Source organism: Hydrocarboniphaga sp. (genome assembly GCF_028291725.1).
GTDB lineage: Bacteria > Pseudomonadota > Gammaproteobacteria > Nevskiales > Nevskiaceae > Hydrocarboniphaga.
Window position 1 is genome coordinate 1 of record NZ_JAQGNT010000013.1, and the last position, 21,444, is coordinate 21,444.

Genomic DNA, 21,444 nt, shown 5'->3' on the forward strand with positions numbered 1-21,444 from the left:
CGCGTGCGGGGGAGGGCGGTTGGCCTAGCCGGGAGTGACATTGAGTCACTCCCGGCCCAAGCCAACCGCGGGAGGGGGCGTGATGGCAGAACCGAGCTTTCTTCCGCGCCCGCGCCCCCATCCCGGCCTTCCCCCGCAGGCGGGGGAAGGAGACCAGCGCTGCCGTCAATGTTTCCAAACTTGTGAGTCATCGCACTAGCGGCGCCAGGCATCCGTAGGCGGATCGAGCATGCCGCCCGTTGAAATCGGCTCACCCGTTCTTCGCGAACAGTTCCCTGCCGATGATTTCGCGCATGATCTCGGACGCGCCGCCGGCGATCTTGCGGATGCGCGAATCGATGTAGGCGCGCGCGATCGGATACTCGAGCATGTAGCCGTAGCCGCCGAAGAACTGCAGGCATTCGTCGACGACTTTGCACTGCAGTTCGGTGCACAGCATCTTCGCCGCGGCCGCATCGACAGCCGAGAGCTGCTTGTCCAGATGCAGCGCGATGCAGCGGTCGACGAATACACGCTTGGCCAGCGTATCCGCATGCAGTTCGGCGATCTTGAAGCGGGTGTTCTGGAAATCCGAAATCGTCTGGCCGAAGGCCTTGCGTTCCTTTGTGTAGTCGATGGTCCAGCGCAGCGCAGACTCGGCGACGGTGATCGCCGACACCGCGATCGTCAGCCGCTCTTCGGCGAGCTTGCTCATCGCCATCTTGAACGCGCTGCCCTCGGTGCCGAGCAGGTTGCTCAGCGGCACACGCACTTCGTCGAAGAACAGCTCGGAAGTGTCCTGGGCCTTCAGGCCGATCTTCTTCAGATTGCGGCCGCGGCGGAAGCCGGCACGGTCGGCCTCGACCAGGATGAAGCTCATGCCCTTGGCGCCGGCCGCCGGGTCGGTCTTGCAGGCGAGCACGATGATGTCGCAGAGCTGGCCGTTGGAGATGTAGACCTTCTGGCCGCTGATCACGTACTCGTCGCCGTCGCGCAGCGCACGCGTGCGGATCGCCTTGAGATCACTGCCGGCGGAGGGCTCGGTCAGGCCGAGCGCGCCGATCGCCTGGCCGGCCGCCATCTTCGGCAGCCAGTGCTGCTTCTGCTGCTCGCTGCCGAAGCTCGCAATGTAGGTGGCCACCATGTCGGAATGCACCGAAAAGCCCGGCCCGGTGGCGCCGGCCCGCGCCATCTCCTCGGTGATGATCACGTTGAACAGAAAGTCGGCGCCGTAGCCGCCGTAGGCCTCGGCAAGGTTGGGGCATAGCAGGCCCGCTTCGCCGGCCTTGAGCCACAGTTCGCGGTCGACCTTGCCTTCCTCCTCCCAGCGCTCATGGTGCGGCGTGATCTCGCGCTCGATGAACTTGCGCACCGCGTCGCGGAACTGCTCGTGTTCGGGAGAGAAGAGCGAACGTGGGATCATGCTCGGGCCTGTCGGTTGGGAGATGCGTGAGCGGCGGCAGCGCTCGCCGCTGCCAGGCGCTAGTATATAGTACGCATGCTAACTCAATACCCGGAGATCTCGACATGAGTCGCAGCAACCGCCGGATCATCCTGGCTTCGCGGCCGGTCGGCATTCCGCAGGCGCGGCATTTCGAGCTGACGACGGCCGAGCTGCCGGCGCTCGCGGACGGCGAGCTGCTGGTCGAGAACGTCTACCTGTCAGTCGATCCGGCGCAGCGTGGCTACGTCAATGATGAGGACAATTACGCGCCGCCGGTCGCGGTCGGTGCGGTGATGCGCGCGCTGGCGATAGGCCGCGTCGCCGAGTCACAACACGATGCCTATCCGGTCGGCGACTACCTGTACGGATGGTTCGGCTGGCAGGAGCGCTGCGTGTGCCGGCCCGACGCCGTTCTGCGCCGTGTCGATCCGCGGCAGGCCTCGCTGTCGGCGGCGGCCGGACTGCTCGGCATCAACGGCCTGACCGCCTGGATGGCGCTGCACGACATCGGCAGGCCGCGTTCCGGCGAGACCGTGGTGATCAGCGCGGCGGCCGGCGCGGTCGGCGCGCTGGCCGGCCAGCTGGCGCACCTGGCCGGCTGCCGCGTGGTCGCAGTCGTCGGCAGCGACGACAAGGGGCGGCGCTGTGTCGCTGATTATCGCTACGACGCCTATCTCGATTATCACCAGCACATCGGCGACGGCTTGCGCCGGGTCTGCCCCGAAGGGGTAGACGTGTACTTCGACAATGTCGGCGGCGATATCGCCGATGGCGTGATTCGCCAGATGAATCGCGATGGCCGCGTGATCCAGTGCGGCACGATCTCGATCCCGTGCTGGGTGCCGCCGCCGCAGGGGCCGCGCAACGAGCGTGAAATCCTGACCCGGCGGCTGCGCATGCAAGGCTTCGTGATTTTCGATCACGCGGCGCGCTATGACGCGGTCGCCGCCGAACTGGCGGCGCTGGCGGCCAGCGGAAAGCTGCGCTGCGACGAGGACATCGAGCAGGGCCTGGAGCGGGCGCCGCAGGCGCTGGTCGACGTCTATGCCGGGCGCAATACCGGCAAGAAGCTGATTCAGCTGCCGCTGTAGCCGTAGGTCGGCAATCCTTTGCCGACGTGAGGCCTCGATTGCGCGTCGGATTTTGCTCGTCGGCAAGGGATTGCCGACCTACCGGTGGCGGATCGTGCAGGCGGCATCGTGACGGGCGATTGACGCCTCGGCGTCCGCATCGTACGTTAACGAACTATAAGCCACTTACAATGAATAGCGTAGCGAGGAGAGCAGCAATGTCCGGGCTCGAATACGCGCACGTCGAGGGCCCGCCTCTCGACGGGCTCGACCCAATGATCTGGATCGGCGATATCCCGGCTCTCGGAGCAAGGCATTGCCCCGACAGGAGCGCGATCGTGTTCGCCGACCGCGGCGAGCGGATGAGCTACGCGGCGTTCGACGGCCGCTGCAATGCGTTCGCCGCGCTGGCGCAGCAGCGCGGCCTTGCGCCCGGTGATCGCGTCGCCTATCTGGGCGCGAACAGCGATCTCTACTATCCGGTGCTGATCGGTGCGATCCGCGCCGGGCTGGTGCTGGTGCCGATCAACTGGCGCCTGGCGGCGCCGGAGATCGGTTTTCAGCTCGCCGATTCCGGGACGCGCTTGCTGATCTGCGATCCCGCGTTGAGCGCGACCGCGACGCAGGCGCTGGCCGGTGCCGGTCTGAGCGTGCCGGTGATTTCCACCGAGGCCGTCGACGGTTCCGGCGACGAAAGCCTGCGCGCGCTGCTGCTGCGCCGGGCACCGGCGCTCGCCGCCGCACAGGTGATGGACCAGGTGATTCTGCAGCTGTATACCAGCGGCACCACCGGCAAGCCCAAGGGCGTGCTGATCTCGCATGGTGCGCTGTCGCTGGCGCGGCACGCCGAGCTGCGCGCGCCCGAGTTCGGCCATCTCGGCGCGGGCTGCATCAGCCTGTCGGCGATGCCGAATTTCCATATCGGCGGCATGTCCTGGGTGCTGATGGGCCTGGTGCGCGAAGGCACGGTCATCATCACAGCGGATCCGACCGCGGCGAACATGCTCAAGCTGATCCGCGAACATCGCGTCGAGCACAGCTGGATGGTGCCGACGCTGATCCGCGCGCTGCTCGAAGGGGTGCGCGGCGAGCAGCGGCCCGCACCGCGCATGAAAGGCCTCTTCTACGGCGCGATGGCGATGGACGAGAGCCTGCTGCGCGCCGCGATGGAGTGTTTCGGCTGCGATTTTCTGCAGTTCTTCGGCATGACCGAGAACACCGGCTCGGCGACCTCGCTGGCGCCGCTGGATCACGACAGCGCCCGTCCGCATCTGCTGAAGTCGGTCGGCAAACCGTATCCGGGCATGAGCCTGCAGATCCGCGGGCCGGACCGGAAGCTGCTCAAGGCCGGCGAGCACGGCGAGATCTGGGTGAAGTCGCCGACGCGCATGCTCGGCTACTGGAAACAGCCCGAGAAAACCGCCGAGGCGCTGGTCGACGGCTGGTATGCGAGCGGCGACGGCGGCTATGTCGACGAGCAGGGCTTTCTGTATCTGACCGATCGCATCAAGGACATGATCGTCAGTGGCGGCGAGAACGTGTACCCGGTCGAGGTCGAAGAAGCCTTGCGCCTGCATGCCGCGGTGCTCGACGCAGGCGTCATCGGCCTGCCTGATGCGCACTGGGGCGAAAAGCTGGTGGCGGTGGTCGAACTGCGGCCCGGTGCGAGCGCCAGCGAAGCAGAACTGCGCACGCATGTGCGCAGCCGCATCGCCGGCTACAAATGCCCGAAGACGATCATTTTCGGCAGCCTGCCGCGCACCGCCTCGGGCAAGGTTCAGCGTTCGCTGCTGCGCCAGCGACTGCTGGCGGCTCCATCCGACTCAAACTCCAAGTGATGCCATGACCACTCTGCTGATCACCGGTGCCGCCCGCGGCATCGGCCACGAACTCGTACTGCGCGCCGTGGCGCGCGGCGACACGGTTTTTGCGATGGTACGCAAGCAGGCCGACGAGGCCCGCTTCAAGCCCAGTACCGGGCTGCACGTCGTGCTGATGGACGTGTCCGACACCGGGTCGGTCGAGCGCGGTTTCACCGAGGTGGACCGCCTGCTCGCCGGCCGCAAGCTCGACGCCGTGATCAACCCCGCGGCGATCGCGCCCTCGGGCTCGATCGAGCTGACGCCGGTTGCCGAGTTCGAGCAGACCCTCAACACCAATGCGCTGGGCAGCCTGCGCATCATCAAGGCGGGTATTCCGCGCCTGCGTGGCCACGGTGGGCGCCTGATCCTGATCACCTCGCTGTGGGGCCAGGCTTCGGGGCCGATGCTGGGAGCGTACTGCGCGTCCAAGCACGCGATCGAATCGCTGGTCGACGTCGCGCGGCGCGAGACGCTCGGCATGAATATGCACGTGATCGTGATCGAACCCGGCGTCGTCAAGACCGACATGCTGGCAGGGCAGACCGGCGAGGTCGAAGCGCTGCTGGCCAGGATGGACGCCTCGCAAAGAAGTCTCTACGGCAATTTCTACCAGCGCTATTGTCAGCTGGTGACCGGGGCTTCCAAGTCCGGCATTAGCGCGGCACAGTGTGCGGCGGGCATCGAGCAGGCGGTGTTCGCGCGCAAGCCGCGTACGCGCTATCGCGTCGGCACCGATTCCAAAATCGTGTGCTGGCTCGCGTGGCTGTTGCCGGATCGCTGGATGGACGGGATGTTCAGCATGAGTGTCAACCACAAGCCGCTCAAATGAGCGCGATCGATCTCGACGGCTACCACACGCTGAAGTTCGAGCGCGATGACGCAGTGTTGACCGTGTCTTTGAATCGCCCTGAACAACTCAACGCGACCAACGCCGAGATGGAGATCGAGCTGTGCCGGTTTTTCACCGACGTGGCACATGATCCGGAGACCCGGGTCGTGGTGCTGACCGGCCAGGGCAAGGCGTTCAGCGGCGGCGGCGACTTCGGCTATATCCGCGAAGTCATGGACGAGCCGCCCAAGTTCTGGAACGCGATGGCCTATGGCAAGCGGCTGATTTTTTCGATGCTGGATTGCCCCAAGCCGATCATCGCCAAGATCAACGGCCACGCGATGGGCCTGGGCGCGACGCTGGCGCTGTTCTGCGACGTCAGCTTCGCCGCCGATCACGTCAGGATCGCCGACCCGCACGTCGCGATCGGTTTCGCCGCCGGTGACGGCGGCGCGGTGATCTGGCCGCAGCTGATCGGCTACAACCGCGCCAAGGAATACCTGTTCACCGGCGAGGCGCTGCTGGCGCCGGAGGCCGAGCGGCTCGGCCTGATCAACCACGCCGTGCCCGCGAGCGAACTCGACGCCCGCGTCCGCGCCTATGCGGACAAGGTCGCCGGCATGCCGGCGCGTGCGGTGCAGTGGACCAAGGCCTCGATCAACATCGGCCTGAAGCAGCTGGCGCATTCGATCATGGATGCCTCGATCGCCTACGAAGCGCTGTCCAACGCCACCGCGGATCACCGCGAGGCGATGGACGCGATCCGCGACAAGCGCAAACCCGACTACAGCGGCAACTGATCCGGCGATGGCCGCGGTGAGTCTTGCCTGCGCTGGCCTTGAGTATAAAATAAGGTAACATCCTTAAATAGACGGCCGTCAGTATGTGGACAATCGACGGTGTAACGGCTATTGAATGGGAGAAGCGCGGTGTCGAAGCTGATCGTAAACAAGGAGATCGCCTTAACCGTAAAGAGCGCCGCGACCCGCGCGCGCCTGATCGCGACGGCCGAGCGGATGTTCGCCGAGCGCGGCATCGAGGGCGTCACGCTCAACGACATCAACCTCGCCGCCGGCCAGCGCAACAAGAACGCCACCCACTACCATTTCGGCGACAAGCGCGGCCTGCTGCAGGCGATCATCGACAAGCATCTGCCGGCGATCGTCCTGCGCCGCAACCAGCTGCTGGAAGCGAGCCGGGCGCAGGGTGGCTACACCGCGGCGACCGTCGTCGGCACGCTGCTGTATCCGCTGGCCGAGAAATTGTTCGACGGTAATGGCGGCCGCGATTTCATCCGCATCAATGCGCAGCTCGCGGCAGCGCACGCGGCGGCGATCAATGGAGCGACCGAGGCGGTGTTCCAGATCGGGCCGATCGACTGGCTCAATGCCGCGCGCGCCGAGTTCATGCACCACCTGCCCGAGCCGATCGCGCAGCAGCGCGTCACGCTGGCAGTCGCGCTGATTCTCAACGGTCTCGCCGACCACTCGCGCCTGCTCGATCGTGCGCCGGCCGATCCGGCGACCGATACCGAGCTGTTCATTCGCAACCTCGAGGATTGCCTGGTGGCGCTGTGCACCGCGCCGGCTTCTGCGGCGGCGGTCGCGGCCTTGAAGAAGGCCGAGCAGCAGCGAGCGCCGGCGGCGGCTCGCGCAGCCAGGAAAAAACCGGTGCGCGCATGAACTGCCGGCGCATGGCGGTCAACGGCGGCCGCGCAGCGCTGGTACCGTGGCACAGAGGTTTCGAAACCAATCCGCTCGGTCTGGTGACGCGATACTGCGTTGCTCGTCGTCGCCATAGCGACCGCTATGACTCCTCCTCACGCCTTGTCTCGCGCCACCATCCCTTCGCGCCTTGGTTCCGAAACCTCTGTGCCACGGTACTGGGCGGCGTGACGGCTATCGCGCCGACCGTCGTCATCGCCGGCAACGGCACCAACGACATCGGCTACGGCGCGGAGTCGGGCGGCATGGCCGGTGCCGATCTGGCGGTGGCGCGCGACACCGCCGCGCTCAACATCAACCCCGCGGGCCTGACACAGATCCGGGACCGGGCTTTCGATTTCGATATCGAGCCGTTTTACCTCGGCAGAACGCGGCATCGCGATCAGTACGGCAATGACAAGGGTGTCGGCAACCTGCTGTCGGCCATCGCCAGCGGCGGCTACGCGCAGCGGCTGCCGGGTTCATCGCTCGTCGCCGGTGTCGGCCTGTTTGCGCAAGGCGGCGCCGGCTTCAGCTACGACGATCTGAACACCGCGTTCGGCACGCAGGACGAGCTGTCCGCCACGTTCGGCTCGTTCAAGATCGAGCCCGGCTTCGGCTGGCAGCTGGGCGATTCCCTGAGCCTGGGCGCATCGCTCGGCATCACCTATTCGATGGCGCGCGAGAAGTTTTTTCCGGACACCTCGGTCGCCGATCCATCCGGCGCGACAGCGCCGTTCTTCGGAATCCGCGTCGACGGTGCCGGCGGCTGGTCGAGCAACGGCAAGGTCGGTTTCCAGTATCGGCCGAACCCGAACTGGACCCTGGCCGGCGCCTATACCAGCAAGACCCGGTTGAAGCTGGAAGGCGGCGATGCGACGGTCAACTACGAGGCGATCGGCCAGGGCCGCGTGGTGTATCGCGACGCGAGCCTGGCCGGCTTGACGCTCGCGCAGGAAGCCGGCATCGGCGTCGCCTATCGGCCGAACCCGGCCTGGCTGCTGAGCACGGAAATCAACTGGGTCGACTGGTCATCGGCGATGCGTGCCTCGACCTTGATGCTGTCGAAGCCGGACAACGCCGATGTGCCGCAGGATCTGAGCCTGACGTCGCGCCTGGACTGGCACGACCAGTATGTCTTCGCGATCGGCGCCGAATACCGCTGGAGCCCGAGCACGAGCCTGCGCTTCGGCTACAACTACGGCCGCAACCCGATCCCGGCGCAAACCCTGAATCCGGCGCTGGCGGTGACCGCCAATCGCACGTTTGCGGTGGGTTTCTCGCACGATTTCACCGCGCAATGGCAGTTCTCTTCCTGCCTGTACTACCAGCCGATCGTCGAGATGACGTATACGAATCCCGAACTGCCTCTCGGCGCCGACGCCTACAATCGCTGGGAAGGCTTGATCGCGCAGTTCGTCGTCAGCCGCCGTTGGTAGAGTCGCTTGAAGCTTGAACAACAGGAGCATCGCCGGCCGGGCATTGTCGTGCCACCGACGCGAAGCCGATAAAAACAGCAAGGAGACTCTATGGTTCGCAGCACCGCGTACATCGCATCCGGCAAAGAGCGCGAGATTTTTGCAGCGGCGTCGCGCAATGGTCTGCCGGTGTTGCTGAAAGGCCCGACCGGCTGCGGCAAGACGCGCTTCGTGCAGGCGATGGCCGAAGCGCTCGGCCGCCCGCTGATCACCGTCGCCTGTCACGAGGACCTGACCGCGGGCGATCTGGTCGGCCGCTTCCTGCTGCGCGGCGGCGAGACGGTCTGGGAAGACGGGCCCTTGACCCGGGCGGTGCGCGACGGCGCGATCTGCTATCTCGACGAGGTCGTCGAAGCCCGCGCCGATACCACGGTGGTGATTCATCCGCTGGCCGATCATCGCCGCGAACTCAACGTCGAGCGTCTCGGCGTCAAGCTGATCGCGCCGCCGGAATTCATGCTGGTGATGTCCTACAACCCGGGCTATCAGAGCGTGCTCAAGGATCTGAAGCCGTCGACGCGCCAGCGCATGGTGTCGATCGAGCTGAGGTTCCCGAGCCCGGAAATCGAAGAGCGCATCCTGGTACAGGAGACCGGCATCGACATCGACAACGCGCGCCGCCTGGTGCGCCTGGGCCAGGCGATACGCCAGCTTCAGCATGAAGGATTGCCGGAGGCTGCGTCGACGCGCACGCTGGTATCGACCGCGCTGCTGATCAAGGACGGCGTCGCGCCGCAGGACGCCGCGGAAGCGGCGATCACCGGGCCGCTGACCGACGATCCGGTCGCCGCGAAACAACTGCTCGAGATGATGCGGATCTACATCGCCTGAAGGGGCCTGAAGACCTGCCGATGATAGACGCCAGCCGCTATCTTTTTCTCGCTTGTGCGGTCGCCGGCCGCCGTGTCGCCGTGCACGTTTCCAGCGGCAGCGAGACGCTGGCCAGCAGCGACGGCCAGGCGATCCTGTTGCCGTCGACGGTGCTGCAGGACGACGCGGGCGACGAGCAGCGGACATGGAAGCAGGTGGTCGCGCAGGCCGCGCTGATCGGCGCCGGATCGCTGCAGCTGCAGCTGCTGCGCAGGCTGGTGGGCCGTCCGGATGCGGCCAGGCGCTACGCCTGTCTCGAAGTGCTGCGTGCATCGCGCCTGCTGGCCGCGAGAATGCCGACTGCGTTTCTCGATCTGCCCGAACTGCGTCACGAACACGCGCCGCCGCAGAACGCCGCCGATTCGCTGTCGTGGGCGCTGAGCCGCCGCCCTGTGCCGGAATCGCCCGCGTATTTCGGCACGGTGCGTCCACTGATGGCGCTGCGCAAGGCGATCAGCGAGGAAGGCTGGTCGGCGCTGACGCAGCAGCAGGCGCGAGGCGAGTTCCAGCACAAGCAGCCCCAGCGGCAGTTCGACGACGACGACGCCACCGAGGAAAGCGCGCTGCTGCGCCTGTTCCAAAACCCGTTCGCGGCCGGCAATGCGATGGCCGAGCTGTTGAACAAGATCCTCGGTGCCGGTACTTCCAAGGGTGGTCGCGAAAAGAAGGCCGGCGAAGGCGCCGGTGCGGAATTGCCGGTGGGCTCGATCGAGCGCGCACTGCGGCGCGGCGTGCACGCGGTGCTGGCCAGGCTCCCATTCGAAGTGCCGGACATCGATGCGCGCGGCGAATCCGCCGGCCTGCGATATCCGGAATGGGACATCCATCAGAAAAAATACCGGCCGGACTGGGCGATGGTCGAAGAGGTTGAGGCCTGGCGCCCCGAGGGCGCGCGCGATCTCGGCGAGGTGCTCAAGCCGGCCGGCCACGAGCTCAAACGTCAGCTCGGCAGCCTCGGCCTGGATCACCAGATGCATCGCCGCCAGCAGGACGGCGCCGAACTCGACGTCGGCCGCCTGCTCGATGCCGCGATCGATCTCGCGACCGGGCATTCACCGCCATCGCTGGACGTCTATCGCGCCAGCCGCCGCACGCGCCGCGATCTGGCGATCGTCGTCGGCCTGGACATTTCCGGTTCCACCGGCGAGCGCAGCGGCGCAGGCGTATCGGTATTCGATCGGCAGCTGCAGCTCGCGTATCGGCTGGGCCGCACGCTCAACGATCTGGGCGATACCGTGGCGATGTTCGGCTTCCATTCCTGGGGGCGCAATCTGGTGCGCTCGGTGCGGCTGAAGGGGCCGGAAGAGCGCTGGAGCGCGTGCGTCGCAGAACGCTTCGCGCAGCTCGAACCGGTGGGCTATACGCGCACCGGCGCCGCGATCCGTCACGGTGCGCGCATGCTGCGGACCGACATGCGCCTGCCGAATCGCCTGCTGATCCTGATCACCGACGGCATCGCCTATGACCAGGACTACGAAACGGCCTATGCCCAAGGCGACGCACGCAAGGCGCTGGAAGAAGCACGCGCCGCCGGTACCGCCTGCGTCTGCATCTGCGTTGGTGGCAGCAGTGACGCGGACCAGCTGCGCGCGGTATTCGGCGCGGCCAATCTGCTGATCGTCGACGAGCCGCAACAGGTCACGACGAGCATCCGCCGCGTCTGCCGCCAGGCGCTGGGCGCGGTTTCGCAACGCCGTCTCCAATCCAGCACAGCCCGAGCATCCCGATGAATACCCGAATTCAATTGCTGTGCGTATGGGCCGGCCCGACGTTCCTGGTGCTCTAGATGCTGGCGTTCTGGCAGCTCGCCGGTTATCTGCCGCCGCATCCGCCCAGCCTCGGCACCGCCGAAGTCGCCGCGTTCTACAGCGAGCACGCCAACTCGATCCGAGCCGGCCAGTTGCTGAGCCTGATTTTCTCGACGCTGCTGATCAAGGGCGTCAGGCGACAGGCTTCCGGGGAAGCTTGATCGAGACGTTCACGCCGCTGACGCGTTTGGACGGCCTTGCGCCGCAGGATTGTCGCTAGACTGGCGCGCATCGCCCAGCCCTGGAATCATTGACTCGATGCTGCGCCCGGTCAGAATCCGACACTATCTTGCGGTGATGCAGGCCAAGGGCTTTGCCGCGGATCAGGTGCTGGCCGGCACCGGCATCGACAGTCGGCGCCTGCAGGACCCGAACTACCTGATCGACGCTCGCCAGTGCCGCAAGGTGATCGGCAACATGATCGAGCTGAGCGGCGATCCCGGCATCGGCTTCGAAACCGGCCACAATGCCGAGCCCGCCGATCTGGGTATCGTCGGCTACGCGATCATGTCCTGCCGCACCATGCGCCAGACGCTGCAGCTGTGGCGCCAGTACAGCAGCTCGCTGGTCGGCATCATGAGCAAGCTCGAACTCGAGGAAGAAACCGACGACGGCCTGACGGTCAGCGTCGTCGAACCCACCGACATCGACGCCATCTATATTTTCTGCGTCGAAGAAATCCTGGTGATGATGTACAAGATCGGCGGCATCCTCGCCGGCGGCGAGCCGGTAGTGAGGCGCCTGGAATTCACCTATCCGGCGCCCGCACACCGCCGGCGCTACGACGAGCAGTTCGGCTGCCCGATCCGCTTCGGCGCCGAACGTTCCAGCGCGGTGGTCGCGCACCAGTGGCTGGACGCGCCGCTGCGCACCACCGACGAGGAATTCAACAAGATCTGCCTGCAGCACTGCGGCCAGATCCTGCAGCAGATCGAAAGCAGTGGTCCGATCAGCGGCAGGCTGCGCGACATTTTCCTGCGCAGCCCACGTACCTTGCCGAAACTCGACGCCGCCGCGCATCAGTTCGGCATGAGTCCGCGATCGCTGCGCCGCCACCTCAGCGAGGAGGGCGCCAGCTACCAGAAGCTGGTCGACGAATTCCGCGCCGATCTCGCCTGCGAATATCTGCGCTCGACGCGGATGTCGACCAAGGAGGTCGCCTATCTGCTCGGCTTCAAGGATCACAGCGCCTTCAGGCGCTCGTTCAAGCTCTGGACCGGCAAAACCGCCCGGGAGTATCGCCAGCAGATCTTGCAGGTTGGTTGATCTTTATTGCTTTGCCGTCCAGAACAGCGTGACCAGCGTCGTGCAGACGATCACTGTCCAGACTTCGGCGACGACACGCATGAAACGCGGGGCGTAGCGAATCTCCATTAACTCGAGAATCACGAAGCGCAGCTTGATGAATGCGACGACGATGATCGCCACTCCGGCGTGCCGGGCTTCGCCGGAGCCATGGCCCATTTCCCAGGACAGCGCGGTCGCCGCCACGAGCAGGAACCACACCAGCGTGATGCGGTTGAACAGAAAGAATCGCATGCCCGTCTATCGGAGCAGATAGAGCAGCGCGAACAGCACGATCCACAGCAGATCGACCACGTGCCAGAAACTGGCGGCGCTTTCCAGGTTGCGGAGCTTGTGCTCGTGCTACGCGTCGGCCCAGGTATGGCGCGCCATGAATGCGAGCACGCCCATGCCGATCAGCACGTGCACGAAGTGGATGCCAGTGAACACGAAGTAGTACGTGTAAAAATCGTTGCTCGTCACGGTGATGCCGGCGGCGAATTTCTCGCAGTACTCGATGATTTTCAGGATGGCGAAGCCCAGGCCGCAGACGAACGCCAGCATCAGCAGCATCGGCGTCGTTCTACCGCGTTGCCTGCGCGCCGCGTGCACCGCCATCGCGACGAACTCACAGCCTCTCAGGCCGGCAGCGCGGCCGGCCTGCCGCTGTGCTGCGTAGCCAGCGACAGCCGGCGCTCTTCGGCGCTGATCGTCCGCAAGGTCAGCACGGTCATCACCACCATCCAGCCGAAGAACACGAAGAATGCGAACCAGAACGAGATGAGCCCGTTATAGGCGAACGGCCCGGTCTTGAAGAACACGATCAGGCCGGCCGGGAAGATCAGCAGTGCACACCACAGGTTGAAGAAGGCGGCCCAGCGCGGGAACACGGTCGGCAGGTTGTGATCGTTGAAGATCGCGACAGCGATGATCACCATCCACAGCGCGAACGGCGGCCAGGTGAACAGGAAATCGAACCACACCCAGTCGTTCATGATCTGGATCGTGGCCGGGTCGAGCGACTCGGCCCTGAAGGCGATCACCGCCCAGGTCATCGGGATCAGGATGAAGAACACGTAGCCGCCGCCGATGTTGGCGATCGATGCGTAGGTGAGCACCGGCATGCCGCGCTCCATCTTGCGGATGAACATCGTGATCGCGATCGCCCAGGTGTTCCAGAACGACCAGCAGATGCACTGGATCAGCGTGCCCAGGCGAATGCCGTCCTGGCGCTCGATGAAGATCTGCGCGAGTTCCTTGGCGCTGAGCGACGGTGCGGGTGGCGGGATGAAACCCATCAGCCAGCCCTGAGCCACCAGCATCGCGACGATCAGCACGACGCCGGACCATACGAGCGCACGCATCACGCTCGTATTCATTTCTGTCTGTTTCATGGTTGCTCCTGTAGTACCAAAACCAATGCAAGCTCAGGCGGAGTTTGCGTATCGACGGCCGGCGCCGGCGGTGACATGGGGGAAATAGCGGGACTTCGTGGCAGCGCGCCCACGGCTTTTTCTGCGCAGCGAGGCGCGCTCTCCGAATGTAGGGGCGATGCGTGGCTCATTACGCTGCAGTCGTGGCGGCGCCGCAAGATGGCTGAGCGGCCAAAGTGTTGCGTATGCGGCCACGCGAACTGATGTCGTGGCGCGCATTTAAAACTGCAGTTCGATATCTGGCCTGATCCGCAACAGATTGGCCCGCCGCGCGTCTGTTCTTGGCGCCGCGAATATTGCGTAATGCTCACCGAAAGGATTTCAGGGCGGTCGGTCGGCACGCTCGTATCAGCCACTATAAGAAAGACTCCGCACGGAGAAGGGGACTCATGTCGGTTGCAAGAATGATCAGCAGTGCGCTGATCTTGTCGGCGGTCGTCACGCCGCTGGCCGCGCAGGAAAACCAGGCCGACGATGCGGATCGCGCCGCTCCGGATACACTGGCGACGATCACGCTTCCGCCGTCGGCGGAAAGCGATGCGCCGACAGGTGACGACAAGCCGAGAGGCGCAAATCGTCTGATCGAAGAGATCGTCGTCACCGCGCAGAAACGCGAGGAGGCGATTCAGGACGTGCCGATTTCGGTCGCGGCTTTCTCCGAGCAGCAGTTGCAGGCGATGGGCGTCGAAAGCACCAAGGACCTGGGCCGCGTCACGCCCGGCCTGCAATTCACCGAGACCGCGGGTTTCACGCTGATCTATCTGCGCGGTGTCGGCACGGATTCGTTCCTGCCGTATGCCGATCCCAGCGTCGCCACCTATGTCGACGGCCTGTACATTCCGGCGCAGCAGGGCCTGGTCAATTCCTTCGGCGGCATCCAGCGCGTGGAAGTGCTGAAAGGCCCGCAGGGCACCTTGTTCGGCCGCAACTCCACCGGCGGCGCGATCAATGTCATCACCAAGTCGCCGGATCAGACCACCGAGATCTCGGCGCAGGCCGAGCTTGGCAATTTCGACGACAAGAAAGTCCAGGTCTATGCCAGCACGCCGATTAGCGACACGCTCGCCGCGAGCGTCTCGGCGATCTACAACCATACCGATCCGTACTACAAGCTCATCACCGACGATCTCGGATCGCTGGAATCCGCCCCTGCCGATCGGCTTTACCCGGACGAAAGCTACGGCGCGCGGGTCAAGCTGCGCTGGTTCCCGATCGAGGAACTTGATCTGGGCCTGACGGCTTATCACATCAGGCAGGTCGGTACCGGAAGCACCATCGGTGCGCTGACCAAGCCCAGCGCGCTGGCGACCTTGCTCGGCATTCAAGCCGAACAGCAGGATTACGAAATCCATCGCAACGAACCCACGAAGCTGGCGGTCAGCAATTCGGTGATCGCCGGCAATGCCACGTGGAATCTGCCGGCCTTCGATCTGAAACTGATCACCGGCTACCAGGACATCGTCACCGAGGACGCGTACTACGACTTCGATAATTCGGCCAAGGATCTGGTCTCGTTCTTCACCAACAACGCCTACAACCGTGTGACCACGGCCGAATTCCAGATCGCGTCGAACGCGTCGAGCTGGATGTCGGATCGGCTGAAGTGGATCGGCGGCCTGTACTACCTGCATAGCCTCGGCGGCTACGATCCGATCACGCTGGAAATCGCCGGCAGCGGAGTCCCGCGAATCGGTGCGGGATTGCTGACGCCCGAGGTGCTGGATGCGGTCGAGCAATTTCTCCAGGGTATCCCCGGGCTGGGCTCGGCGACGCCGGGCGTGCAGGTCGATATCCACGGCGTGCTCAGAACCAACTCGTACTCCGCATTCGCGCAGAGCGATTACGACTTCTGCGACTGGTTCAATCTGACGCTGGGCCTGCGCGGCCAGATCGAGGACCGCTTTCTGACGCGGCAGGACGTGTTGCTGGAATCGGGCAACGGCAACAACGATCTGCCGCTGTTCCGGTACCACGAGCCCAAGATTACGCAGCACAATTTCACGCCCAAGGTGTCGCTGAACTTCAAGCCGGCCGACGACATGCTGGTCTATCTGAGCTGGTCCAAGGGCTACAAGAGCGGCACCTATAACGGCATCAACATCTATACGCCGCCGAGCTACGTTCAGCCGGAGGTAGTCAATGCCTACGAACTCGGGCTCAAGTCGGAATACTTCGACCACAAGCTGCGTTTCAACGCCGCGATTTTCCAGAACGACATCCGGCACCCGCAGGTCACTTATGTGTCCCTGGTGAACGGCGGCGCGATCACGTTTGAAAACGCCGGCAGCGCCAGAATCCGCGGCGCCGAATTCGATACGCTGCTGGTGCCGCTGCCGGACGCCGATCCCGGCCTGGTGCTGACGCTGGGCGTGTCGTATCTCGACGCGGTGTTCACCGACTACCGCAACGGCAGCGGGTTCAACGAGCAGACCGGTCTGTTCTTCAGCAAGAGCGGCGATTTCACCGGCAACCGGATTCCGCGCACCGCGAAGCAGACCGGCAATTTTGCGGTGAACCAGACGCTGGAAGTCGGCCAGGGTTCGCTGGAGTTGTCGGCCGACGTCTACTACAACAGCGGCTTCTACTACAGCGCGCAGAATACCGACGTGGCGCGGCAGGGCTCCTACTATCTGCTCAACGCCCACGTCGGATATCTGTACGATCCGTGGAAGCTGCGCATTACCGCGTTCGGCCAGAACCTCAACGACAAGGCCTACAGCTTCTCCGGCTTTACCGCCGACTTCGGCACCAATGTCACGCTGGCTCCGCCGAGAACCTTCGGCCTGCGTCTGAACTGGGATTTCTGAGCTGCCATGTCGAGATCGTCTGCGATGCCTGCCGCTGTGGCCAGCGCCGAATCGATCATGCCGCGCCGCATCAGCCCGGTCGCGATCTGGGCGGGTACCGGCGCGGTATTCGCCGCTTTCGAGTGCTATGTCTGGGCGCGATGGATAGGCTCGGCCAACTTTGCTCCGCGGCCGGTCGACGTCGGCAGCGTGCCGGAGTTTACCCGGCAGGTGATCCATGTCACCCAGGTGATCTCGCCGATCGTCTGCGTCTTCATCGTGCTGAAATTTTTGGTTGCGCCCTTGATCCGCGAGCGGCGGTTCACGCTCGACGGCATGCTCGTGGTGTCTTATTTCACGCTGTGGTTTCAGGACCCGATGGGTAACCTGGCCAGCACTCAGCTCTACTACAGTTCGTACTGGGTCAACAGGGGATCATGGACATTGGGATCGCTGCCGGGCTGGATCAGCCCGGCCGGCAATCACTTGCCGGAGCCGATCCTGGTGATGGGCTTCGGTTACCTGTGGCTGGGATTTCTGGCGGGGATGAGCGCGTTCTGGTTGATGAGCCGCATCCGGCAGCGCTTCCCACGCGCCAGCGCGCCGGAGCTGATGCTCGCCGGCCTTGCCCTGTGCGTGGTGCTCGACGTGGCGGCCGAAGTGTCGCTGGCGGCGGCCGGCACCTTCGCGTGGCCCGGCGCAATCAAGGGCTTGAGCCTGTTCTATGGCAGGCCCTACCAGTTCCCGATGTACGAGGGCATTCTGTTCGGCGCGGTGATCGCATCCGGCGGCATGTTGCGCTTCTTTCGCGATGACAAGGGCCAGACGCTGGCCGAACGCGGGCTGGACCGGCTTTCGTATTCGCAGCCGGTGAAGACCGTGCTGCGCTTCTTCGCCGTCTATGGTTTCATGCACTTGTTCATGGCACTGTGTTACTCGATCCCGATGATCAGCTTCGGCATGCATTCCGATCCTTTCCTGCGCTATCCGAGCCATCTCGAAAATGGCATGTGCGTCGTCGGCCCGAATCGGGATCTATGCCCCGGGCCGGGCATCGCGATGCCGCGACCGCCTTACTAGCCGCGACGCAGGCTTACTGCAGGTTCATCCAGGCACCGCGTAGGCCGGAAGATAGGCCGGTTCGCTTCGTCGCTCGATGTCAACACCGGTCCCGGCAACCACGATGTCGGGGCCAAAGCCGCGTTCCTGCATCAGCGTAAGCCCGCCGCGGCGAATGTTGACGGGCATGAAACATGCGCCCGGGCTTCGCGAATGTCGCCTAACGAAAATTCATTGACGTGATGGCAAGACGAGACGTTCAGGTTGACGGGAGTTCTGCCTGCTGCTTGATACCCTTGATCATCAGCGAGGCGTTGATGAACAGCCAGATGGAAAACATTGCGACTGGAATGTAGAACCCGATCAAGCCATTCCAGGCGAACGGGCCGCTCTTGAAAAAGCAGGCGAGTCCGCCACCCATGCCGGCGAAGCCGACCCAGATGTTGAAGTAGCAGGCCCAGCGTGGCCACACCGGATTCGGGCTCTTGTCCATGAATCCCGCGATGGCCAGGCAGATCAATTGCATCGTGAAAGCCGGGAATACCATGACGAAGATCAGCCAGGCGCTCTCGTGCAACATGCGGACGATCGCGGGGTCCAGGTCCTGCCGCCATGCGGCGATAATCCACAGCATGCTGCAGATCTGAAAGAACACGATCAGCAAGGTGGCGCCGCCGAACTGCATCAGCGAGAGCATCGGATAGCGCCCCTCGATGCGCGCCATCTGCACCGAGATGACCGCAAACCACGGGAACAGCAGCGTACTGAAGATGATGCCGAGTAGCTGCGCGATGCGGATGCGGTTGGTGTGCTCCGCGTAGAACATCGCCACGTCTACCGGGCTCCAGCTTGGCGGTTGCGGCGGGATGTACTTGCCGAGGGCCATGAAGGCCAGACCATACAGAACCAGGAACACCGGCCCCATCCACGCGCAGAACAATTGCAATCTCGTGTTCATCGACTTTTCCGTAGTTTCTCGATGTGACTGGGTCTCGATGTGACTGGGATGCGTCTTACAGGTTGCGCAAATCCGGCAGCCAATGAATCGGTGTGCCCAAGGGCTTGAGGATGCCGGGCGGCGCCTTCATGACTTTCGGCACGGCTTTGAGCAGCGTCGCAACCACGGCGTGATAGCCCGACTCGGTGCGCGTGTCGCCCGGCACGATGAAACGCTCGCCGGTACTGAAGTCGGACTTGATGTCGATGACCGTGCGCACCGATGGCCGGCCTTCGATCGTCAGCACCCAGCCCTGCACTTTCTCGACACCCGGCGGCAGGCTCTGGTGCGTGATCGCCCAGTTGACCTCGACCGTCATGAACGGACGTTCGGCATCCTTGAGATAACCGCACATGCGCGTCGTGATGCAGCTGACAGTGCCTTTCTTGACGAACAGGCTGCCGTGCGAGAAGTCCTGAGCGGCGACCGGATACTCGTTTTCGACCGTGATGCGATCGTAGGTCACGCCCATAGTCTCGGCCCAGGCCGCGAGCCCCTGCTTGACGAAGTTGCCGGAGATCGCCAGCACCACCGGACTTTGCGCTGCGACTTCCGGCGACTCGCCGTAGCCACAGACCTTGAAGGTCTCGGGCTCCAGGAACGAGACGTCCCAGTTTTCCTGCATCTTGACGTGGCGTACGTCATTGCAGAGGCCGGTCAGTGCCAGCAGCAGGCGTTCGCCGACGAGGTCAGGATTGACGCCGGTGGCGTGGAATACGCTGTTGCCCCGCTTGCACGCGGCCTCCACGCGCGCGACGTACTCCGGCGGCCGTACGACATGCATGTAGTGATAGGGCAGTGCGGTAACGAGGTTCTTGCCGGCCGCCAGCAGCTGTACGATCTCCTCGTCATTGTTGTAGGTGGCAAGGTCGCGCGCGGTATAGAGCACGACATCGCAGTCGATCGCGAGCATCTCTTCGACGTTCGACGACACCTTGACGCCGATCGGCGCGATGCCGATCAAGGCGCCGGCATCCATGCCGTGCTTGGCATCGCTGTAGGCGCGCACACCGACCAGCTCGAATTCCTTGAGCATCGAGATCTCGCGAATGCAGACCATGCCGAGGCCACCCGGGCCCCAGACGACGACTCTCATAGGGTTTTTCATGGCGGCAGATTTCCTCCTGTGGCGATTTACGAGCCCTTAGTCATCCGGCTGGAAGTTCCATGCTGTCCGAGCTTGCGAGCGCAGTGCTTCAGGCCGGCGGCAAGCCCATCCAGTAAAGCGAGATCAGCGAAACGCCCACCACCAGCACCCAGACATCGCAGACCAGGCGCAGCGGCCAGGGTGCATGCCGCACCTCCATGAAGTGGAAGATGATCAGCCGGGCCTTGATGCAGGCGGCGATCAGCAGGCCGATCGCGATGCCGGCGTGCGGCGTGCTGGAATGGATGCCGTGGTCGGAGCCGAACCACCAGGACAGGCCGGTCACCGTGGCCAGCAGCAGCCAGATCCAGGTCGCATGATGTCGAAGCAGGGTCATCGCGGGCTCACTTCAGCAGATAGATCAGCGGGAACAGCACGATCCACAGCACGTCGACCATATGCCAGTAGGTGGCGCCGCTCTCCAGCAGCATGATCTGCTTGGCCTCGGTCAGCGGCTTGCGCGACTTCGCCCACATGAAGCCCAGCAGCACCAGGCCGATCGACACATGCGCGAAGTGCAGGCCGGTGAGCATGTAGTAGTACGAATAGAAGCCGTTGGTGGTCAGCGTCAAGCCGGCGCTGATTTTCTCGTGGTATTCAAAGAACTTCACCACCGCGAAGCCGATGCCGCAGACGAACGCCGACGCGAACAGTGTGGACGCAGCGCGCGTGCGCCGCTGCCGGGCCGCGTCGACGCCCATCACCACGAACCAGGAGCTGGCGAGCAGCAGCAGCGTGTTGATCGCGCCGAAGTTCTGGTTCAGCGTGGCCTGCGAACGCATGTACAGATCCACGTCCAGCGCGCGGTAATACAGGAAGGTGCCGAACATCAGCGCGAACACGCTCATGTCGCCGAGCACGAAAACCCAGATGCCGGTTTCGCCGGGCACATGGCCTTTCATCGTTTTGGGTAGCGGCATATCGACAGCCGAGTTCATGCCGGCACCGCCGGCACAGCCAGTGATTGCCGGCGGAGTATCCGGTGCAGCACCGCAAACATCACGACGAACCAGGTGCCGAAGGACGCGAACGGGATCCACCAGGGAAAGATTCCGTTCCATGCGAACGGGCCGGTCTTGAAGAACACCGCGACAGCGCCGGGCACGAACAGCAGCGCGATCCAGACGTTGAAATAGCCCGACCAACGCGGGAAAACCGGCGTTTCGGCCTTGTCGAGCAGAATCGCTGCGGCCAGCGCCAGGCACTGCACCGTGGCCAGCGTGAAGGGCACGATGATCATGATCCAGCCCATGTCGTTCAACAACAGCGTCAGCTGCGGATCGCGGTCCGGGCGGAACGCGGTGATCTCCCAGATCAAGGTCGGCAGGATCAGCAGCACGATGCCGCCGCAGCCCGCGCCGAGCTGCGTGTAGGCCAGTGCCGGACTATTGCCGCGGATGCGCAGCATCAGCACCGTGATCAGCGCAACCCACGGCGCGATCAGCCCGGCGCCGCCCATTGCGATCGCCATGCCCAGCCGGATGCCGGTGGTGTGGCTCTGATAGTAGGCGGCGACATCGGCCGCGCCCAGCGAAGGCGCGATCGGCGGCACGAATCCCGCGCAGCCCCAGAAGCCAATGCCGAACAGCAGCAGAAAAGCCGGCCCGCACCACAGGCACAGCCATTGTCCCCTCGTTCCCATCATCATCTCCCGGTACCACGATCGTTCCAAGCGAGCGTTCTGGTGACGGCTGC

General features: G+C 64.2%; 22 protein-coding genes. 12 read left to right on the forward strand and 10 right to left on the reverse strand.

What is annotated here, in order from left to right:
• Nucleotides 1-250: 250 nt before the first annotated feature.
• A complete protein-coding gene (locus tag JWQ90_RS03995; protein WP_299689732.1) occupies nucleotides 251-1,402 on the reverse strand; it encodes an acyl-CoA dehydrogenase family protein in 1,152 nt (383 codons plus the stop codon).
• 104 nt (nucleotides 1,403-1,506) lie between these two features.
• Here JWQ90_RS03995 and JWQ90_RS04000 point away from each other — a divergent pair, with 104 nt between their 5' ends.
• The 10 genes from JWQ90_RS04000 (at nucleotide 1,507) to JWQ90_RS04045 (ending at nucleotide 12,309) form a co-directional block, all read left to right on the forward strand.
• Nucleotides 1,507-2,514 carry an NADP-dependent oxidoreductase gene (locus tag JWQ90_RS04000; RefSeq protein ID WP_299689735.1) on the forward strand — a complete coding sequence of 336 codons (1,008 nt, stop codon included), beginning with the start codon at nucleotides 1,507-1,509 and terminating at the stop codon, nucleotides 2,512-2,514.
• A 197-nt stretch (nucleotides 2,515-2,711) separates the two neighbouring features.
• Complete coding sequence (locus JWQ90_RS04005) at nucleotides 2,712-4,331, forward strand: AMP-binding protein (protein WP_299689738.1); 1,620 nt, start codon at nucleotides 2,712-2,714, stop codon at nucleotides 4,329-4,331.
• Nucleotides 4,332-4,335: 4 nt separating this feature from the next.
• Complete coding sequence (locus tag JWQ90_RS04010) at nucleotides 4,336-5,184, forward strand: SDR family NAD(P)-dependent oxidoreductase (RefSeq protein WP_299689740.1); 849 nt, start codon at nucleotides 4,336-4,338, stop codon at nucleotides 5,182-5,184.
• The gene (locus JWQ90_RS04015) at nucleotides 5,181-5,984 is read left to right on the forward strand and encodes an enoyl-CoA hydratase-related protein (protein WP_299689743.1); all 804 of its coding nucleotides are present in this window, start codon (nucleotides 5,181-5,183) and stop codon (nucleotides 5,982-5,984) included. The genes JWQ90_RS04010 and JWQ90_RS04015 overlap by 4 nt, the downstream gene beginning before the upstream one ends.
• Before the next feature lie 129 nt (nucleotides 5,985-6,113).
• Entirely contained in the window at nucleotides 6,114-6,866 is a 753-nt protein-coding gene (locus tag JWQ90_RS04020) for a helix-turn-helix domain-containing protein (protein WP_299689746.1), read from the forward strand.
• A gap of 209 nt (nucleotides 6,867-7,075) precedes the next feature.
• The gene (locus JWQ90_RS04025; protein WP_299689749.1) at nucleotides 7,076-8,326 is read left to right on the forward strand and encodes an outer membrane protein transport protein; all 1,251 of its coding nucleotides are present in this window, start codon (nucleotides 7,076-7,078) and stop codon (nucleotides 8,324-8,326) included.
• A 90-nt stretch (nucleotides 8,327-8,416) separates the two neighbouring features.
• Nucleotides 8,417-9,196, forward strand: a complete 780-nt coding sequence (locus JWQ90_RS04030; RefSeq protein WP_299689752.1) for a CbbQ/NirQ/NorQ/GpvN family protein — start codon at nucleotides 8,417-8,419, stop codon at nucleotides 9,194-9,196.
• A gap of 20 nt (nucleotides 9,197-9,216) precedes the next feature.
• Complete coding sequence (locus tag JWQ90_RS04035) at nucleotides 9,217-10,965, forward strand: VWA domain-containing protein (protein ID WP_299689755.1); 1,749 nt, start codon at nucleotides 9,217-9,219, stop codon at nucleotides 10,963-10,965.
• A 56-nt stretch (nucleotides 10,966-11,021) separates the two neighbouring features.
• A complete protein-coding gene (locus JWQ90_RS04040) occupies nucleotides 11,022-11,204 on the forward strand; it encodes a hypothetical protein (protein WP_299689758.1) in 183 nt (60 codons plus the stop codon).
• A gap of 97 nt (nucleotides 11,205-11,301) precedes the next feature.
• Entirely contained in the window at nucleotides 11,302-12,309 is a 1,008-nt protein-coding gene (locus JWQ90_RS04045; RefSeq protein ID WP_299689760.1) for an AraC family transcriptional regulator, read from the forward strand.
• Between the two features lie 3 nt (nucleotides 12,310-12,312).
• Here the strand turns inward: JWQ90_RS04045 and JWQ90_RS04050 are convergent, their stop codons facing one another.
• The 3 genes from JWQ90_RS04050 to JWQ90_RS04060 form a co-directional block, all read right to left on the reverse strand.
• On the reverse strand, nucleotides 12,313-12,582 hold the full coding sequence (locus JWQ90_RS04050) for a cytochrome C oxidase subunit IV family protein (RefSeq protein ID WP_299689763.1): 270 nt from the start codon (nucleotides 12,580-12,582) through the stop codon (nucleotides 12,313-12,315).
• 108 nt (nucleotides 12,583-12,690) lie between these two features.
• Nucleotides 12,691-12,900 (reverse strand): hypothetical protein, encoded by a 210-nt coding sequence (locus JWQ90_RS04055; RefSeq protein WP_299689766.1) that lies wholly within the window; start codon nucleotides 12,898-12,900, stop codon nucleotides 12,691-12,693.
• Between the two features lie 65 nt (nucleotides 12,901-12,965).
• On the reverse strand, nucleotides 12,966-13,721 hold the full coding sequence (locus JWQ90_RS04060; RefSeq protein ID WP_299689769.1) for a hypothetical protein: 756 nt from the start codon (nucleotides 13,719-13,721) through the stop codon (nucleotides 12,966-12,968).
• Nucleotides 13,722-14,149: 428 nt separating this feature from the next.
• Here JWQ90_RS04060 and JWQ90_RS04065 point away from each other — a divergent pair, with 428 nt between their 5' ends.
• Nucleotides 14,150-16,567, forward strand: a complete 2,418-nt coding sequence (locus tag JWQ90_RS04065) for a TonB-dependent receptor (protein WP_299689772.1) — start codon at nucleotides 14,150-14,152, stop codon at nucleotides 16,565-16,567.
• Nucleotides 16,568-16,591: 24 nt separating this feature from the next.
• Complete coding sequence (locus JWQ90_RS04070; RefSeq protein WP_299689775.1) at nucleotides 16,592-17,626, forward strand: spirocyclase AveC family protein; 1,035 nt, start codon at nucleotides 16,592-16,594, stop codon at nucleotides 17,624-17,626.
• Nucleotides 17,627-17,650: 24 nt separating this feature from the next.
• Here JWQ90_RS04070 and JWQ90_RS04075 read toward each other — a convergent pair whose 3' ends face one another.
• The 6 genes from JWQ90_RS04075 to JWQ90_RS04100 all read right to left on the reverse strand — a co-directional run bounded on the left by JWQ90_RS04075 (nucleotide 17,651) and on the right by JWQ90_RS04100 (nucleotide 21,391).
• Nucleotides 17,651-17,794, reverse strand: coding sequence for a hypothetical protein (locus JWQ90_RS04075; RefSeq protein ID WP_299689778.1), 144 nt, complete (start codon nucleotides 17,792-17,794; stop codon nucleotides 17,651-17,653).
• Between the two features lie 70 nt (nucleotides 17,795-17,864).
• Nucleotides 17,865-18,563 (reverse strand): hypothetical protein, encoded by a 699-nt coding sequence (locus tag JWQ90_RS04080; RefSeq protein ID WP_299689781.1) that lies wholly within the window; start codon nucleotides 18,561-18,563, stop codon nucleotides 17,865-17,867.
• 55 nt (nucleotides 18,564-18,618) lie between these two features.
• On the reverse strand, nucleotides 18,619-19,710 hold the full coding sequence (locus JWQ90_RS04085) for a hypothetical protein (protein ID WP_299689784.1): 1,092 nt from the start codon (nucleotides 19,708-19,710) through the stop codon (nucleotides 18,619-18,621).
• Nucleotides 19,711-19,798: 88 nt separating this feature from the next.
• On the reverse strand, nucleotides 19,799-20,086 hold the full coding sequence (locus tag JWQ90_RS04090; RefSeq protein WP_299689787.1) for a cytochrome C oxidase subunit IV family protein: 288 nt from the start codon (nucleotides 20,084-20,086) through the stop codon (nucleotides 19,799-19,801).
• A 7-nt stretch (nucleotides 20,087-20,093) separates the two neighbouring features.
• Nucleotides 20,094-20,687, reverse strand: a complete 594-nt coding sequence (locus tag JWQ90_RS04095; RefSeq protein WP_299689791.1) for a cytochrome c oxidase subunit 3 — start codon at nucleotides 20,685-20,687, stop codon at nucleotides 20,094-20,096.
• Nucleotides 20,684-21,391: a hypothetical protein gene (locus JWQ90_RS04100; protein WP_299689794.1), complete on the reverse strand. Its 708-nt coding sequence runs from the start codon at nucleotides 21,389-21,391 to the stop codon at nucleotides 20,684-20,686. The genes JWQ90_RS04095 and JWQ90_RS04100 overlap by 4 nt, the downstream gene beginning before the upstream one ends.
• Between the last annotated feature and the right edge of the window lie 53 nt (nucleotides 21,392-21,444).